The sequence below is a fragment of the Vibrio splendidus 12E03 genome, from assembly GCF_000272105.2.
Taxonomy (GTDB): Bacteria; Pseudomonadota; Gammaproteobacteria; order Enterobacterales; family Vibrionaceae; genus Vibrio; species Vibrio splendidus_I.
In genome coordinates this window covers 1-17,888 of sequence record NZ_AJZD02000055.1, presented here as the reverse complement: position 1 = coordinate 17,888, position 17,888 = coordinate 1, and the positions used below count along the sequence as shown (strand labels likewise).

The window sequence follows — 17,888 nt, the reverse complement described above, 5'->3', positions numbered from 1 at the left end:
GCTGACTGGGCGAACAGTCCTGCTAATGTGAAAAAGGGTTGCTTCATTACGAAGCAACCCTTTTTTGTTTTTATCAAATCAGTTTCAATTCTATTCTAAATAAAAAGAAGCAGAATTAGATTTGTGGTGTTTCAGTTGTCACACCAAAGTTCTGACCGCGATGACGTAGCAAGTGATCAAGCAGCACGATAGCCAGCATTGCTTCTGCAATAGGCACCGCACGGATACCAACACATGGATCGTGACGACCTTTCGTGATTAGCTGCGTTGCTTCACCATCTTTAGTGATTGTGTCACCAGGAACAGTGATGCTTGATGTTGGTTTAAGCGCGATGCTTGCCACAATATCTTGGCCAGTAGAGATACCACCTAAGATACCGCCAGCATGGTTGCTGCTGAAACCTTCTGGAGTTAATGGATCACGGTGTTCACTACCGCGTTGATTAACAACATCGAAGCCATCACCAATCTCAACACCTTTCACTGCGTTGATGCTCATTAGAGCATGCGCGATGTCTGCATCTAGACGATCAAAGATTGGCTCACCAAGGCCTACAGGCACTTTAGTCGCAACCACTTGAATCTTCGCACCGATCGAGTTGCCTTCTTTTAGCAAGTCACGAATCAGTTGGTCAAATTCCGGTACTTTGTCGGCATCTGGGCAGAAGAAAGCGTTGTTTTCAATCTCGTTCCAATCCACTTTATCAATTGAGATATCACCCATTTGAGAAAGGTAAGCTTGGATTTCAACACCAAATTCTTGTTTTAGGTATTTCTTCGCAATGGCACCTGCCGCTACACGCATTGCAGTTTCACGAGCTGAAGAACGACCACCACCTCGGTAATCACGCACACCGTACTTTTGATGATAGGTATAGTCAGCGTGTCCAGGGCGGAACTTGTCTTTAATTTCGGAATAGTCTTTAGAGCGTTGGTCTGTATTTTCAATCAATAGACCAATAGAAGTACCCGTAGTTTGGCCTTCAAATACACCTGATAAAATCTTTACTTCATCCGCTTCACGGCGAGCCGTTGTATAGCGAGAAGTACCGGGACGACGACGATCCAAATCTCTTTGAAGGTCTGCTTCGGTAATTTCTAATCCTGGTGGGCACCCATCTACGATACATCCTAGTGCGATACCGTGACTTTCTCCGAACGTGGTCACGCGGAAATGTTGTCCGATACTGTTTCCTGCCATTACTTCCTCTAAATCAGCTATTGAGCAGAAGGTTTGATTCCTAAACCCACTGGTGAACAGCTTTACTTGTCTATTCTTCGTGAATTCATAGTGGCTTTATTACCAAATGATGTAAACCCCAAAAAAGGAACAATTTTAACTTTCTATTACATAGGTCGAACGAAATGAATAAGAGAAGGAAATAAATAGTGGTTCAAAGAAGTTGTTTTTATGATGCCCAGATGACTAAAAGGAAAACACTTACCCTTTTGCTTTCTCCACACGCAACGATTAAGAAGGACAGCATAAACTCATGCCATTAAGCCCCTAACTGTCCTCAAGAGCAAAGATTTACTGGAGAACGTGCAATATCGTTTCTGCTCGATATACTGCAAACTGTAACTCTAGCATAAAGTCAGTCTACATTTATCGCAGAAATACTCACTATTAAATCAAGGTATTATATCTCATATGATCACCGCATCTTGATGGTTCCAGAGCTCAAGTCATATTTAAACAAGTGAATCCTGTTTTCTTTGATCAACCTTACTGCTATTTTCAACACTTCGATCGGTACAGTGAACCATTCTCTGGGCCGCTTATTCTTTCCTGACTTCATATTGATAGTGATATCCATTCTGTAGTCCTCCAGAAAAGCAAATAAGCATCGTTCTACAGCATTAACGGATATACCAGAAACCTTCACCTTATATACTGGTATGACATCAGCATAAAGATACGTCGATGATTTAGACGCATTATAAATGCGCCTATCAAGCGTTTGGGTCGTGTAGCCTATCTTCAGAGCATTTGAGAACTCAGGTCGAGTTGACTTCAATGCGTAGACGAGCCCTTCCGTATTAACCACGTGCGAACTTCACTGCTTTTGGATCAGCATGAGCCATTTTAGTAACAGAACGCATCAAAATGTTAGACTCCTGCCCATTATCGATAATCACCCGAACACGACGCTCAATACGACCATGTTCACGACGATGTTCTTCTTCAGATACGTTTGCGATATACATCATCTGGTCATTAATAATAAACCATGCACCGCTTTTAACTTCATTTTGGCGAATGCCATCTTCGACAATACGAATTTTATGAATAAGATTCATAGAAAGTTTTACTTTCATTGAGTCGAACAAATGCTTGAACTCAACATCGAACCCAGCACATTCAGTACGTGAACCGATGTCTTCAGCCGACTTACGCTTATGTGCATCGACAAATGATGTATCAAATAAACCATTTTCTTGCCCATCATTACCAAAGATATCACTAAACAATGGACTATTAATTACATCATCAATAGTGTCAAACCCATCCATAGCTTCCGCATGTTCGAGTAGAATTTCGTCATCATTACCTTCCGGGACAGGTTCCTGAACTTGCTCAAGTAAACCATGTATATCTAAATTCTTAACCGCAAAACGACGAGTGTCGTTGTTGAAAATTTCACTCAACTTTGAGGACAGCACGATCTCATGAATTGGTGCGTCATCAGCACCCGATGGTAGACGACCATGTGTTTCATAGAAATCACGAATTACTATAAATGCCGTATTTAATGCAGGAGTGGAAGTATCTTTGACTTCTGTTAGGACACCATGTGTATCAGCGGCATAAAGGTCACGAATCAATGCCAATATTTCGGTATCATCGTTGCTCACATTAGTTAAGCGCATGTGCTCTACCTCTTTTACTTTCAGCAAACGCAATTGCTTCTGCCATACGAACCTCTTTTTCACACTCAGAGTTTAACGACGGACGCGTACCTTTAGTATTAATCCACATTGCTGCTTTTTGGATTACATGCTTAAACTCGTCTGCACTCATAGAAACATTCACGCCAGCCACAAGGTTTTTGATTTGGTACAACATGTCCTTATTGATGTCCTTGGACATAACTTCGAATACGCTGCGGCCTTCGAATAGGTTTAATGGCTTTATTAGATTGATATCTAAATCCGCAACCTTGAACTTACGACCAGCAATGCTTACATATTTACGATCAATCTCACCCGTTTCTGACTTCAGTGGCTTGATTGCTAGGTTAACAAGTGTGTATTCAGAAACTACAGTAATCTCATCTTCGTCAAGATCAGGAAACTTTTCTGCAATTACTGATGGAATAAAACTAGTATTGTAATAATCCGCATCAATCTTATCGAACTGCATTTTTTTTGTTTCTTTACGCTGATATAACTCATTAATAATGTCACTCATATGCTCATCAATAATGCTTTTGGCGCGGTCAGTTTTTACTTCTGGTAGCCCCTTCAGTGGCAATGAAGGCTTAGGACCTTTGTCTATTATGATCGAAACGACTCCATCCTCTGGATCATCAAGATTGGCACCCGACTTTGGTTCTTCAGTATTTACTTTGGCAGTTTGAAAATTGAATGAAGATTCAAAAACATCTTCCATCAACAAGCAGCATGTAATCACCTTAAGCATATCATTTACTTCTGCCGCAGTTTCCTCTGGGGCATGAAGTGGATCGACCATTAAATTAACCCATTGAGCATGCGACTTATTAGACGAATCACGAGTACATCGACCAATAATTTGAATAATTTCAGTCGTAGAACGACGAACACCTACAGTTAATGCGTACTCACAAAAAGACCAATCAAAGCCCTCTTTGGCTGTACCTAATGCAATGATCCAGTCCACATCATCTACATGTTCAACTTTGCGCAGATACGATTGTAGGCGTTTACGATCTTCATTGACTAAGTCAGCAACACGAATTTCTGTACGACCTCGCGCATCTGGCTCATGAAGTTGAACTGTGATCATCTGGGTTGCTGAATCAATACTTTTGATGTAGCCAACTTTGTTAATAATGGCAAGAACTTCACCGTGCTTGTCACCTGTTGACTCTTTCGAATTCACGTTTGGAATGTGAATGATCGTTTTCTTCTCTGGGTGCAGTAACTCACGAATACTGTCTAAGTATGTGCCTTGATAAAAGTCATAACCAATGCCAAGCGTCTTCAGGTACTTGTAACCATTTAACTGCTCGTAATAGTTATATGTCACTTTCTTAAATCGGGCTTCGTATTCTGGTGAAAGGATATCTTCCGCATCACCACGAAAATAAGAACCTGTCATTGCCAAGATATGGCAATCAGATTCATCCATTAATCGCTGAAGTTGCGCACCAAGTACATTACTGTCTTTAGATGAGACATGATGGAATTCATCAATGGCAAGAAAACACTCGTTAAAATCTTCCGGCTGTAGTTGTGGGAATGCGTTACGCAAAGTCGAGTGAGAGCAAACTAAAACTTCGGCCTCAGACGACATGAACTCAATGAACTTCTTAACTTTAGAACCATCAGTACCTTCATCAGAACAAAGGTCATACTGAGTTTCAACTTTCCAGTCTGCGAAGAAGCCATGAGCCATTAGATCAGTATCAGAAAAAGAACCACCGATAGATGTCTCAGGAACACATACAATCGTCTTTTTAAGACCTTGATGATGCATTTTATCTAATGCCAAGAACATATTTGCACGTGACTTACCAGATGCTGGTGGTGACATCAGAAGAATGTACTGATTACTACGGGCAGAAAATGCTCGTTGCTGCATTTCGCGCATGCCACACTCATCCCATTTGACACTTGTGCCAGTCGATTGATACGAAAATTCTACTAAGTTTTGCATGTTATACTCTTAAAAGTTGTGCCATTTCAGTAAGTTCTTGAGTCACATTATCGAACACTTCCTGTGCTCTCAGTTTCTTTCCTTCTTGATGCATACTGATCATTTTGAATAGAATTGATACTCGATCTAGGTTTGCAGTAATGCGACGTTTACGGTCAGTTACTCTTAGGTAAAGGTTATCAATATAATCGTCCAACTCTGCATGTGCTTGCTTCAACTCGCAGTGCATGCTCTCTGGGTGATACATTATATCGAGTGACTCTACGGACATTGAGCGAGCACGAATGATGTTATTGGCGAACAGACCCAGTGTAGACTTATGCCCGTCAGTTAACTCCGGAACCGGAAAAGTGTTGTAGCACCGTTCATGTGAATAACCGATGAACTTATCGCTTTGCGCACCTACATTTTTTACCCACTCTTGGTGCATCCTCGACGACAACAGTGCGAACATCCAACGCTCGGGGTTGTATAAAACGTAATTAGATGCGTTAGAAACCGTTTCAGAGCCAACAGCAATCAATGGAATATGATTAAAAACTGTGCTAAAGCTCTTAGGAATCACAATTGACGGTGCATTTTGATAACTCGGATTATCAACGAATTGCTTAACCTCAGACGGCCCCATATCACTATCTAAAATCAAGCGCATACCAAGGCCACTCTTTGTATCTGCGATATCATTCATTAAGACACAGTATTCAATATCTTCACCGTACAAATTCTTAGAAGTCAGATATTGTTTGATGTATGTTTTAGATTCTGGATGCTTCTTGATTAGGTCATTCTTATCTTTCAATGAAAGTATCATGTTGTATGAACAATCACGCTTACACCCTTCGACAAGTGGAGGAAGACTGAACTGTGGTGTCTTTTCTTTTTCAACTCCAAAAGCACTAGACTCAAACAAATAAGCATTGATAGAGGACACTTTATGTGTACCTTCAGAAGACACTATAAACTTATCTTTAGAGCGATCTTCGCTCAAGCCAACAACCACAGCGTTGCGCATACCATCCCAATTGAAAGATTGACATGCAAATCGAATCTCAACCTCACCATCTAGAGCATCAACCCACATAGTATTAACTGAGTTGCCTTGACATACAGTATCACTAGCAGAAAATGCAAACTCCATATGATGCCCACTGATTTCGTCTGCACCACGTTGGATCCAGTCGTAAACATCATCGATATGCTCGTTAATTAGGTTGACTATGATGTAAGTTTCCAATTTTTTATCTGAAAATTGTTCCCACGAGCTCATTGCCATTGCATCATCGTTAACGATATTTGGAAGCGCTTGTAAGGGAAACAGGTGATAAGGGACACCAAGCTCCTTGTTAAATTTGATATTCATGTTGAAGTCAGTTAACCAAATCGAAAGTTTAGCCATTTGATGGACTACTGGATCATCTTGAACACCGCAGAAGTTATTCAAATCAATAAGTGACTTATAACCTTCAATGTATGCTGAACCACGATGTGATTTGATTTCCGACAAAACATCGAACTCAATTTCACGTAAGTCATTATATGCAAGAGGAAGAATCCCCGACCCACAATTCAAATCAACAACTCGAACATTAGCAAGTCTCGCAAGCAAACGGCCGTATGACTTCAGACGAATTTCTACTGCGTCATCATCTAAATCTAAAGCTTTAATGCGAGTAAACTCATTACGTAATTCTTCAATGATCATTGGATTGATAATACGCTTGATACTATCTTCTGACTCAATGCGTTTACTGAAATCAAAGCGCTCCTCGATATTCATAATAAGCGGGAACATATTGCCGAATATACGTGGATTAAGATGCTCCCAGTCTAGCTCTGCTAAACCAATAATATGGCGTCTCAACTCTCCTGAGATTACTGGTGAAAAGGCGTTACCTTTAAAAAGGCCACCATTTACATATGGTAAATGCGAGTATCGATTGACAGGCCGCGAATCAGGGTGAAGATCTAGCGTTATAAAAAATGCTCTCAATATAGAAGCCAAATCCGAGCCATCTTCGCGTGAGTTTTGAATCTCAGTTAAAAACAAATCATCTTCAAACAGGCCGAGATCCTCAGCGTACAAACAGAAAATTAGACGACACATGAATGAGCTAAGTTCAGAATCATTAGCTAACGGATTATCGACTCGAATCACGTCATATATTCTTGCTACACTCTGAATCACTCCATATTCTGCGATATACGCTTCAGGTATAACTGGAGGGCTAATCTTTGCTAATGGGAGAAAAAATTCCGTGGCTGAAGCCAGGTACCGAAGTTCAACAGAAATCGTATCCTCTGTATCCAAGTTGTATGCAACTAGCGTTTCCATATCAGTGAAAGCAACAAACATATGTTGCTTGTCACTCTTATTTGCACGTGATAGCCGGGATATTTCAGCATCTAATGAACTATACAGTGCACTTGGTTCGACACGCTTGATATGAAATGTGGTACGAGAGTAAAGTTCATCCTTTGAACGAATAAGCGCGCCAGATATACGACGTTTACTGCCGCCGAATGCATTCAAAAACTCTTCAAGAAAAGTAAATTCATTGTAGCTTATAGCTAGTTTACTTAAATTGTCATGCACTTGTTTGAAACTAATCTTACTCAAAATGAAACCCCAGCCCTCTTTACGGAACGCTGTTTTATCACCTTTTAGCACTTGAGTTCAAGAAATATTAAATAACCATTACAAATTATTTAGAAAACACCATTAAGCTGACATATGTTACAAGGCAACTAAAAGGCTCTAGCGGGTCAAGGATTGCCAAACTCTCGTAGATTAATGAAAAAGGTTCTGTGTTTATTCTCTGTGAATTGCCCCATCATAGACCTAACGAGGTTATTACCTTAAGCCTTACCACTGATAGGCGAGGCAGCTCATGCTTAATCAGTGTGTATAAGGGGAGAGTGTGACTAGAAATGCAAAAAACCCGACAACTCAGAGAGCTATCGGGTTTCTTTAAATAATGGCACGCCCTGAAGGATTCGAACCTTCGACCACATCCTTAGAAGGGACGTGCTCAACTAACCCCCAGAACATCACTTACCACTTATTACCAGTTATTCTCTAGTCTTTACCTTTTAAGTTAAATTAAAGACTTTTCAAGATGTTCCTTCACACCCAGGAATTTGCGTAACCCCCAAACAAAAGTTACCATATAATAAATAGTGGCGGCTTAGGGAATCGAATGAAGGAACATGCACCGGTAGGTAGACACCATATTGTTATAAAACAAAGAATCGCTACTAACCCTGCGACAATATTTCCAGTCCTACATATTGAAGGCTCTAGTGGCTACTCAATTATGTGGTCTCTTGTTGAGTATTTCCTTGCCAACCAGTCCAAAAGTGATACATGGATGGGTGATACTGCTAGAGCTATTGGGCTATTTTATGATTACAGTATAGAAACCCATAAGTTAGGACTGAATAAGCGAGCTCAGTTTCATAAATTCCTTTCTAGTTTAGAGCGCGGAACAATAGACACTGAAACTCATCAAGATGAGACGAATCTGTACTGGGCGCCAACTGGGTTAGATAAAACCAAAAGACTTCGTACTAGACTTGTCGCTTTTATTGATTGGATTATGTATGAAGAGCTAGAAGCGAGTGGTAAGTCTACTTTCATAGCCTCAAAAAAGAAAAATGAGAAATTGACCCTTTCTCTATTAAAAACCGCACGCGATATTATTAAACTAAGTCCTATGTCACATACTAAAGATGTGATGAAAGCCGCTGGACAGTTATCCCAATCAAAAAAGGCTTTAGGCTACGAATTTGAGGATGACCCCAAAAACCATATTAACGCTCAGAGCGAAAATAAAGCGTTTCCTGTAGAGCTAATCTCACCTTTATTACAATTTGGTTTTGTCAAAAACCCAATCGCAGAGAACCCTTTTGAACGTGAAGACATCACTGCAAAAATGATCACCATTCTCCTGCTATTTGGTGGTCTTCGAAAAAGCGAACCTCTCCACCTTTGGTTTAACGATGTTTTCCCGTACTCAGACTTTCAATGTCAAGCAAAGCTATTTCACCCTAGGCTAGCAAAAACCAATCTATTAGGTGAAAAGGAAAAGACAAGAGAAGAGTACCTAAAAGAACGGCACATGAGACCCCGCCACGACAAAATGAACTCTAAATCACTGAGAGCTCGTTGGAAAACACTAGCTGTTGATAAGACTACCTATCATGCTGACATTTTTTTCTTACATCCTTCAGCAGAGGCTATGTTCGTAACTCTATACCAGATGTATCTGTCGTATAGAAGTAAGTTAATGGAAACCTACGTCAAGAACGAGGGGCATGATCATCCATTCCTTTTCGTATCAGCAGGCGTCGATAGGCGAACAGGTAAAAGCTATGTTGGGGCACCTTACTCAGCTAAGAGTTTCACCGAAAGTTACAACAAAGCCTTGGACCGACTTGAACAACATCTAGGTATGAGAATTGAACGTGGAAGAGATGCAGGTTTAAATCCTCATGCATTACGCCACTGCTATGCTCAATTACTGACAGATGCAGGGGTTAACGAGAAGGTCATTCAGAAGTGTATGCATCACAGGACAATCAACGCGCAAGAAGCATATAAAGGGATATCATCACAGAAGGTACGAGATGTGTTAGCTAATTACTCTGTATCTAGTGTTGTTCAAAACAAGGTTCAACTTACCGCATCATGAAGGATCAAATGACCACAACAAACTACCTACAATTTAAAGGTATAAATTACGGTGAATCTGTTACTCAAAAGGACTTAGCTCTACTTGATGGTCTATTTGCCCCTAGAAACAAACAAAAGACAAATCGACTACTAACTGCTTACTATAGAGCTAATGAAACTTTAAAAAAAATCGTAGCCAAAGGTGACTTGTCAGTTAACAGCCTATTTTTTTATCAAAAAATCAGTGTGGACAGCTACTATTTTTTGGGTGAGTTATTGAATGGAAGTGATTCAAAAATCCTTAATCAGCTAACGATGCTTTCGGACAGTGTTGAGCTTACAAACAATATTCGCACGTCAAATGCGATAGACACCGCTATTAGACAATTTAGTATTGCAGTCGAAGTTTTTCGTATCACAACAGGTGTAGAATCTTTAGAAGAAACTTCTGTAGAAGTATTTAAGCAGTTCATAGCACCTTTACGTACCGAAGATAACCGTTGGCACCCCGACTTAACCCCACATGCTCACAAGGCTATTAGATACCTAGCACGATGCTTTGATAATCACCTCAACAGTACCGACTGTCTCAAACTAGTAGAGCTTCAACGGCGCGATACAAGGCATAAAACAAAGGATCTATTTGATAACCCAGAAAAGCACATGAAGGCTTGGGTTAACTCTTTCCATGAATTTCTGAACGCAAAAAATGCATTTGAAACCGGGCATCTCAAAGATCGATTTACTAAATTCAGGAACTTCCTTGAGTTTACCTATACATCCGACTTTCCTTCCGACCCGACACTGTACTTTTCCAAATTCAGGAACGATGAGTTTTATAATTGGTTGAAAGATGACAGAGATAAAAAGTCCATAGGCAGTAGTGTGTTGATTTTGACACTAACAACGATCGTCGACTTTAGTAACTGGTATATCGGTGAATACATGTCGGAAACAGATGAAACTGGTGAGCTTGTAACTGTTGGCTACCCTATTTTGTCAATGCACAAATTCACTCAGGCCGTCTCAGAGTATGGTTCTGAAGATAACGGAAAAGACATTAAACTAAGTGAATCAGCAAAACCTACCCCACCTATTTGGATGATTTTAAAACTCAAAGAAATCTTAACCGAGAATGACTTTGCATGGCCTAAATCACTATCAGATCAATACAACGAGAATATCGTTGACGAGGACGGTAATCCTATTTGGATTCCGGTTATTACCTACGTTTATTTGGTTATGCTTGAAATACCCATCCGAAAAATTCAGGTCATACGACTTGACTCTGGAGAAGGGGATCAATGGAGATACAACCCAGAAACAGACGTATGGGTAAAAAACGACCATCAATTAACAAACTATTGGAAAAACATTGGAGCCAAAGTTCATAATAGAGGTGTTCTAAGACGTAAATTGATCAGTGGAGTATTAGCTCCTCAGTTTGTATTTTATATCAACTCTAATAAAGTCTCAGACAAAGAAGTTGGCTTCAGTGAGAAGTCGGGATATGAAATACCTTGGAAGAATGCGACTGTTATTAAGTACCTTGATGACTTAAGAGATTGGCAGGAAAAGTATAATCCAGTGACTTATCCTGTAAGATTCCAAGATATTCCAAAGACAGTTTTTGAGGCCGAGCCATCGGAAAGTGTACTTGCAAGAATCCCTGACCGCTTTTATCTGTTCCGCAGTGCGAAAGATATAAAGAACGGTAATTGTCAAATGCCTCCAACTAACCGAAACCTGCATGAGTTCTGGGTTAAGTTGATGGCTGAACTTGAAAGACGACTCCACTCAGAAGGAATTGAGTGCCAGATTATTCTCACCAGAAATAAGACTACTAATGCACCACAAAGCGCTTTATACACTCCACATGGGTTACGCGTAGCAGGATTGACATCTTTAGCACAGCAAGGAGTTCCAATTGAGGTACTCAGTAAGATTGTCGCTGGGCACAAGAGTATCTTGATGACAATCTATTATGTGAAATATCACCCAAGCCACATTACAGAAATTCTTAACGAAGCTAGCAGAGATATTGAGTTGGACTACCAAAAGAGCTTTCAAAACTGGTTAAAAGAAGCTGCTTGGGATGAGGTGGCAAAATATGCAGCATTTAACTCAAGCGAAGCCATCAATAGTATTAAGTCTGATGCGGCAGGGTGCTTGGTGGGCTTATGGAATAGTACTAACCTTGGTATCTGCCCGTATAATGGTACAAGGTGTCATGATGGCGGAAAGTGTATTCGAAAGAACGGAAAGAAAAACACTTACCTTCCTGTTGAAGATAAAAACTGTGTCGTATGTAGGCACTTTATCACAGGTTTGCCATGGCTAACGGAACTATGGGTTCATGCGAATAGCCTTATTCTTCAGTCTGAGAAAAAAGCTGCTGAAATACAGGAGAATGAGCAAGTGGTTCAAACATTAAAAGTTGAACAACTAACCCTTAGAAAAAAAGGTCAGGACGTTTCCCCGCAGCTTGTTACTAAGCTCAAAAAAAACGAGACGATCCAAGAGCGATTGGCAATTGAAGAAGATAAATTATTCAATGCATTACACTCCACTCACAATTTAATCGAAAAGATTAAAAACCTCCCTAAACCACCTATATCAAGTGTTCAAGGGGATTCATCTGATTGCGTGCCAGCACTTTTGATGGATAGTGACTCTGATTTTGATATCGACTATACAGAGACTCCAAACAACTTTTCAAATCTAGATTTTGTAATTCAGGCAAGTCGTATTTACAAACATGAAAGAAATGAGGACTTCGAGAGAGAACGCGATCAGTTCATCGATACAATCCTTTTACGGAACGGTTTCGAACCCATGATGCTTATGAATTTGACCTCTGAAGAAAAGCAACAATCTGCGGACTCCTTTGCTAAATTCTTAGTAACAAGATTTGATGGAGAAACACTCCAATTACTGAAAGATGGCCGTAAGACTTTTGCAGAGCTTGGTATCGAGCAAGAATGCTCAAAGGCAGTACCCGTACAAGCCCTACAGAATATAGAAATCAAAGCATCGGCGAACCAATAAAATGAACAATAACAAAATCCTAACCAACAACGACGTTAAAGCTCTGTATCAATCACTAGAAGAGCGTACGACAAGAGGCTCGGTTAAAGCGATCCTAAAAGATATAAATGAAGTTTGCTCCAAAATGGTCGAGGTGAACGCAACCCCATCTGTACCAACTGTAATAAGCGCACTTGCTAGTAAGGGGGTCATAATTTCTGCGCAAACAGTTCATAATAGAAGACATGGTAAAAACCCTTATCCAATTCTTATCGACGCTTGGATTGAGGTGGCTCACGGCAAAAGCCTAAATTTCGATAAGGTTGTAAAATCAGCGACTGAACCACAACCTGACACTGGAACTACGGGATTAATCACTGATGAAGATTTGCTAAAGATTCAAGACCCCGTATTGAGATACAAAATTTCAGTACTTTACGGCCAAACAAGTTCTCTAAAAAAACAGAACTCTATGTTACGTGAAATACGAGAGCTCCCAGCTATTAAGCCAGATCATCAAGTAGAAGTTATATTGAACAATGAGAAATCCCTCAGCCATACAGAAAACAACCAGCTTGATAAATTTGACCTTGAGATTCTGAGCAATTTCTTAAACAATCAAGGGGCTAAAGGATTAGAATTCGACAGTACGGGAGCCCTTTGGGCAAGTAAAGCGATCCGAAGGGGGACAATATTATCTGACCCGGGACTAAAGGACGTTATCGAAAAAATTTTACAGCTAAAGTTATAATGATCTGTTTAATCGCTACTCTTCAAATTTCATCTAAAAGCTGTATTGTAGGGTTGACTAAGACTTAACTACTTGTCTTAAATCAGCGCATGTAAAGAAGCAAAAGTGAGTCAGCATAGATCTCGCTGACTCACAAATAGACAGCATAGCTACACTAGTATGTCATTGTATAATGTGGCGAACCTGAACAAATTTAGCCTAACCTTTCTGATCAGTTGTCCATCGTTGTCCACCAATGGACAACAATAAAGAGAAGCGAACCGTTAGTTTATAACTCGCTGTGATTTGCCGTAGAGAAGTTGGAAATAGCCTGTTTGAAGGAGGCACATCAAACCCCTGCTAACTTGTATAAATTATTTACTATCATCTTCTGCGAATAGCTCTTCGATTTCATCCCAGTCAGGTAGTTGATGCGTTTTTTCTACAACCTCAAACTGTAAATCAACAGCATTTAACAACCTTTCAAATATATCGAATGAACCTGTAAAACGACCATTTTCGATTTCTGAAATGGTTGTTTTATTAATTCTGGTCAGTTTTGATACTTGTACCTGTGTCAGCCCCTTATCAATACGTGAATGCTTAACCTTTAATCCTATTTCAGACCTACAAGCCATAGTTCATCACCGTCTTATTAGCTATATAGCTAACATTCTAGGTCACATTGCAATTGTTAGCTATATAGCTAACAAGAAAATCGACAAGGCGTCCCATCAGTTTGGCTAATTTAAGAATTCACAAATAACCACAAGTATGGAAAGTCACTTTACTTGGTGTCGAATTGATGGTGTAGTTCAAAAAAGAGCCGCACTTCAAACTTGATACTAAGTGTGGAACCCCATTATTGTTTCGCTTGCTACAAATGCCAATCCAAACATGCCTAATATGAACGTAATAATTCCAAGCGCACCCAAAACCACTATAAGCACTTCTAATTTCGCTGGTTTACCAGATGCATCAATATTGGGGACTTTGTCTAAAACCTTACGCCAACGCTCACCAAACAGATAATCTCGAACAATAATAGTAGCTAGCATAACTACGCCAAACACTATTGTGGCGAATAACAACCACCATGAGTATTTTATCGCTATTAAAGCACTATCAGTTAAAGGTAAGCGATCACTTTTCAGAAATATACCAATCGATACAGTTAAAGCCCCACCGGAAAGAACAAATACAGCTTTACCCAATGAGTCAGCCCGAGTCCTAACGTCTTGTTGATGCTGGTTAAACATCTCATCTTCTTTTGTCACCATACCTCACTTTGAATTTACTGATGAACACCATATAGCCGCTTAAGTAGTGAGCGACACTACCACCAAACCTAACCTAACCTAACCTATAGTGCCGTAAACACTAAATTTAAAGCAAACCAAAAATGCCGAGCGTTGCGAATCTGTCTTAAACGCTTTGTTATGTATTGGTTATAGTTTGCCGCTTCGTTGTTTCCACCAATTTTGTATTTGTTTGTACAACGCATTTCCATTTAGCCCAAAGCCAAAAAAGTTTGGCTTGATGTCCAATATATCGCTTTTAGAAGGCTGATTTAGCTTCTCCACTGCGCTTATTACGTTTGATTCCATTTCATCGAGTTTTCCTATTACTGAGTCCGTCTGATTAAAGGCAGTAACGTTAAAGCGTTTCATTAATACACTCAGTTCAGTTTGAGTCTGATGAAGGTCGTCAGCAAGTATATGACCCGCTATAATTCCCGAATGCCTACATATAGACCGCAAATCATCAACATATTTATCCAATCGATGATCGAATTGGTCATCCCACTCAAAATGACGTCGATCATTTAACATCAATTGTTCAAATCTGTTTTTATTATACCCGTGCTCTGTCAACTGCATGCAAACATACTGTTTGAACGATGGAATATCGAATTCTTCTACTGAGAATTGTTCTAGCTCACCCAAGGTAAGGTTACTTAGATTATGATTGTGGATACGAGCATTCTCTGTCCAAGAATGATACCGAGCGTATAAGTTTTGAGCTTCAATTGATTGAGGTTTTAATATCGCATTAGTAGTTCGAATTACATGATTTATTTCATTTTCAATTAAGCTACTAATCGTTTGATCCAACCGATCGCTCATATTTCGCTATCTCCTTTATCCATTGCACAAGCTCCAACATCGCAACTATTTGCATCCAATACATAACGCCTGCATAACACGTTTGCTACGATACAGGCTTAGCTGAATTTTACTGCCTTAATCACTGAAACTAAAGGCAAACTGACAACGCCGAGTGTAGCAAATCGTGTTGATGCGATTGTTATGGTGATTGTTATGGTGATTGTCTTGCACCTAACTGAAATGAGCAATATAACAGTTATTTTAAACTTGCTTGGATGATTAGCAATTCAATGTCTTCGGCAGAATCATTTAATAAGCCATGAGTACCAAAACGTTTATTCACAATCATGTCGCCAGCAATAACTCGTTTAGTTTCACCCTCAATAATCATTGAGCCTTCACCTTTGAGGATTATATACATTTCTTCATCATCTTCGTGAGAATGCTCCCCCATTGAACTACCTGGCGGCATAATGACACGAATAGCAAAATCCCAAGCACCATCAAAATCTTTACGTCTAAATGCACGGTAAATATCAATAGAGCCAACACCATCATGGCTATTGTTATCAACTTCTTTATCACAGTTGTAGAAATTACGAATCATTGCTATCCCTTTCTATTCTTATCCAATTAATAATATTTCTTACCGTTAAGAGGTTAAATTAAAAACAGTTTACGCTCTACCAAAACCACACAGAAAATGTCACAAAAATTACCATAACATTTTAATATCGTGCCAGCACGAATTTACGTATTCAGCATATATCAAGAATCCTATCTAACCAACTGAAAATTAAACATATAATTCAGGTTGAATCTAATTTCTGGTTGAAAACCGTGCAAGCACATATTGCTTCCAATTCAAGGCATGTCATCAATCAAAAACTTCCCTTTATTTATCTATTATTCAATAATTTAGAGATAGTTGAACAACATATTCGTGCGTAAGTGTGATTGAAGGTTAGTCTGTTGTGGATTAGAACATTTAGCTACATTGTTGGAACTCTAGGCATGAGGAAAAGTAAGGCAAGTTGCAGGGTTTCAAACTGAGTTTAATCCCTCTCTGGCTCACTTTGGGGCAAATCCGTTTTAGACCTTATCTGCCCCTAACCTGCTTAGCAGTCCCAACGTAAAAAATCACTTTTTCTGCCGTGGACATTATTACCGCCACACGAATTATGATAGCGAAAATCCGACTAACGCACGAACGTGAAACCTTTGGCGGAATTAATATGAAGCAAAGACGTTCTAACAGTGCACGAAGCACATCCTTGGACAAGTACGGTTAACACACATCATAAGGAAATTAAAATTTTGTGTGATGGATCGAAGCTCGAAACTTCTTCATAGCCAACGTATCCACGCTGGTTTGTATGGAATTTAATATTGAAATCAGAAAATTCCATACAATCATGGTTGTGTCCGTAAAACCAGACTGCAATTTTGTCAGCAAGATCTGAAAATTCATCGCATTGGGAGGCAAATGCAGGACTAAGTGGGCTGCCCAAGTATTCAAGTTGTATTCCTTCTCTAGATGGAAGGTGGTGGGTAACGACAACATTGACATCCTCTTTGGCTTGACTTATTGATTCGTAAAGGAAATGCCTAGATGTTTGGTGAAGTTCTCTCGCATCCAATGGTGAAAATGGCTTTCCATGATATTGAATTTTTCGATAGTCATTCAAGCCTGAACGAGCTAATTTCATAGAATCTTTAGGGGTCTCATAAAGTTCGAAATCAGTCCACAAAGTACACCCATGAAATCTAACACCATTGATTACAACACTATCATTTTCAAGAAAGTATACGTTGGAATAACATTCAGCTCTGCTCCTACATTCTTCTATCAATAGCTCTAGCGATGAAGCACCATAGGCCTCATGATTACCTAGGACATACACAACAGGCACATCAAATTGTGCCGCCCAATCAATTCCTTTAGTGCCGAGGTGAATGTCTCCACTAAGTACGACGACATCTGCGTCAGTTTGCGGGAACTCCATTGGACCAAATTCCAAATGAAGATCAGAGAGATGGCAGATTTCCATAAATTTCTACTTTGATAAAAATTGATGACCCCAGTGTAGTTCAGTGTTACAAATTCCTACAACCCGCAAATTGATACTTTTCAGGCGATACCAGAACCTAAGGTTATACAGCTACAGAGCGTGCTGTAATTATTTAACGTTAGTATGCTTTTATGGACAGTTAAATACTGAATGCTAGTGGTATTATTTATTTTTGGAGAAATCTGACAGACTTTCCTGACTGAAGAGATCAATTTCCACTACTAAATCAATAACCTTACCATTATTGATCCCGCAGGCCCCGTCACTACCGTTATTACTTTTCAGCTCTGGTTCTAATAGTGTTTCTATGATTTCAATAGCCTTGTTAAGCTGAATTCTGTCTAGCTTGTGTCCCAATGAGTGCTAGCACAGGAGAGGCGTAGCACGCCTTTGTCGAGTAGACGACACTTGTTACCAA

Annotated in this window: 13 protein-coding genes; 3 read left to right on the top strand and 10 right to left on the bottom strand. The window is 39.7% G+C overall.

Annotation, left to right across the window (positions count from 1 at the left end):
- Positions 1–115: 115 nt before the first annotated feature.
- From aroC to A142_RS05130, 5 genes are all read right to left on the bottom strand, one after another.
- Positions 116–1,201 (bottom strand): chorismate synthase, encoded by a 1,086-nt coding sequence (aroC, locus tag A142_RS05150; protein ID WP_017062360.1) that lies wholly within the window; start codon positions 1,199–1,201, stop codon positions 116–118.
- A 454-nt stretch (positions 1,202–1,655) separates the two neighbouring features.
- Positions 1,656–2,048 (bottom strand): GIY-YIG nuclease family protein, encoded by a 393-nt coding sequence (locus A142_RS25675; protein ID WP_019823159.1) that lies wholly within the window; start codon positions 2,046–2,048, stop codon positions 1,656–1,658.
- Complete coding sequence (locus tag A142_RS05140) at positions 2,041–2,871, bottom strand: hypothetical protein (RefSeq protein WP_019823158.1); 831 nt, start codon at positions 2,869–2,871, stop codon at positions 2,041–2,043. The genes A142_RS25675 and A142_RS05140 overlap by 8 nt, the downstream gene beginning before the upstream one ends.
- Positions 2,858–4,861: a DEAD/DEAH box helicase gene (locus A142_RS05135; protein ID WP_019823157.1), complete on the bottom strand. Its 2,004-nt coding sequence runs from the start codon at positions 4,859–4,861 to the stop codon at positions 2,858–2,860. The genes A142_RS05140 and A142_RS05135 overlap by 14 nt, the downstream gene beginning before the upstream one ends.
- Before the next feature lies 1 nt (position 4,862).
- Positions 4,863–7,529 carry a DNA methyltransferase gene (locus A142_RS05130; protein ID WP_019823156.1) on the bottom strand — a complete coding sequence of 889 codons (2,667 nt, stop codon included), beginning with the start codon at positions 7,527–7,529 and terminating at the stop codon, positions 4,863–4,865.
- A 529-nt stretch (positions 7,530–8,058) separates the two neighbouring features.
- Here A142_RS05130 and A142_RS05120 point away from each other — a divergent pair.
- Genes A142_RS05120 through gmtX form a run of 3 tightly spaced genes read left to right on the top strand, consistent with a single transcriptional unit; the run spans position 8,059 to position 13,311 of the window.
- The gene (locus A142_RS05120; RefSeq protein WP_019823155.1) at positions 8,059–9,552 is read left to right on the top strand and encodes a site-specific integrase; all 1,494 of its coding nucleotides are present in this window, start codon (positions 8,059–8,061) and stop codon (positions 9,550–9,552) included.
- Positions 9,553–9,560: 8 nt separating this feature from the next.
- Positions 9,561–12,581: a VPA1269 family protein gene (locus A142_RS05115; RefSeq protein ID WP_139137157.1), complete on the top strand. Its 3,021-nt coding sequence runs from the start codon at positions 9,561–9,563 to the stop codon at positions 12,579–12,581.
- 1 nt (position 12,582) lies between these two features.
- Positions 12,583–13,311: a gamma-mobile-trio protein GmtX gene (gene gmtX, locus A142_RS05110; RefSeq protein WP_019823153.1), complete on the top strand. Its 729-nt coding sequence runs from the start codon at positions 12,583–12,585 to the stop codon at positions 13,309–13,311.
- Positions 13,312–13,664: 353 nt separating this feature from the next.
- Here gmtX and A142_RS05105 read toward each other — a convergent pair whose 3' ends face one another.
- From A142_RS05105 to A142_RS05085, 5 genes are all read right to left on the bottom strand, one after another.
- A complete protein-coding gene (locus A142_RS05105; RefSeq protein WP_019823152.1) occupies positions 13,665–13,928 on the bottom strand; it encodes a helix-turn-helix domain-containing protein in 264 nt (87 codons plus the stop codon).
- A gap of 207 nt (positions 13,929–14,135) precedes the next feature.
- Positions 14,136–14,570 (bottom strand): hypothetical protein, encoded by a 435-nt coding sequence (locus tag A142_RS05100; RefSeq protein WP_019823150.1) that lies wholly within the window; start codon positions 14,568–14,570, stop codon positions 14,136–14,138.
- A gap of 168 nt (positions 14,571–14,738) precedes the next feature.
- A complete protein-coding gene (locus A142_RS05095; protein ID WP_019823148.1) occupies positions 14,739–15,416 on the bottom strand; it encodes a hypothetical protein in 678 nt (225 codons plus the stop codon).
- Positions 15,417–15,654: 238 nt separating this feature from the next.
- Positions 15,655–16,005 (bottom strand): cupin domain-containing protein, encoded by a 351-nt coding sequence (locus A142_RS05090; RefSeq protein ID WP_019823146.1) that lies wholly within the window; start codon positions 16,003–16,005, stop codon positions 15,655–15,657.
- A gap of 691 nt (positions 16,006–16,696) precedes the next feature.
- Positions 16,697–17,449 carry a metallophosphoesterase gene (locus A142_RS05085; protein ID WP_019823145.1) on the bottom strand — a complete coding sequence of 251 codons (753 nt, stop codon included), beginning with the start codon at positions 17,447–17,449 and terminating at the stop codon, positions 16,697–16,699.
- Positions 17,450–17,888 lie beyond the last annotated feature (439 nt).

Coding starts and splice junctions, on each gene's coding strand:
- aroC (WP_017062360.1), bottom strand. CDS start 1,201: ATGGCAGGAAACAGTATCGGACAACATTTCCGCGTGACCACGTTCGGA.
- A142_RS05140 (WP_019823158.1), bottom strand. CDS start 2,871: ATGCGCTTAACTAATGTGAGCAACGATGATACCGAAATATTGGCATTG.
- A142_RS05135 (WP_019823157.1), bottom strand. CDS start 4,861: ATGCAAAACTTAGTAGAATTTTCGTATCAATCGACTGGCACAAGTGTC.
- A142_RS05120 (WP_019823155.1), top strand. CDS start 8,059: ATGAAGGAACATGCACCGGTAGGTAGACACCATATTGTTATAAAACAA.
- A142_RS05115 (WP_139137157.1), top strand. CDS start 9,561: ATGACCACAACAAACTACCTACAATTTAAAGGTATAAATTACGGTGAA.
- gmtX (WP_019823153.1), top strand. CDS start 12,583: ATGAACAATAACAAAATCCTAACCAACAACGACGTTAAAGCTCTGTAT.
- A142_RS05105 (WP_019823152.1), bottom strand. CDS start 13,928: ATGGCTTGTAGGTCTGAAATAGGATTAAAGGTTAAGCATTCACGTATT.
- A142_RS05100 (WP_019823150.1), bottom strand. CDS start 14,570: ATGGTGACAAAAGAAGATGAGATGTTTAACCAGCATCAACAAGACGTT.
- A142_RS05095 (WP_019823148.1), bottom strand. CDS start 15,416: ATGAGCGATCGGTTGGATCAAACGATTAGTAGCTTAATTGAAAATGAA.
- A142_RS05090 (WP_019823146.1), bottom strand. CDS start 16,005: ATGATTCGTAATTTCTACAACTGTGATAAAGAAGTTGATAACAATAGC.
- A142_RS05085 (WP_019823145.1), bottom strand. CDS start 17,449: ATGGAAATCTGCCATCTCTCTGATCTTCATTTGGAATTTGGTCCAATG.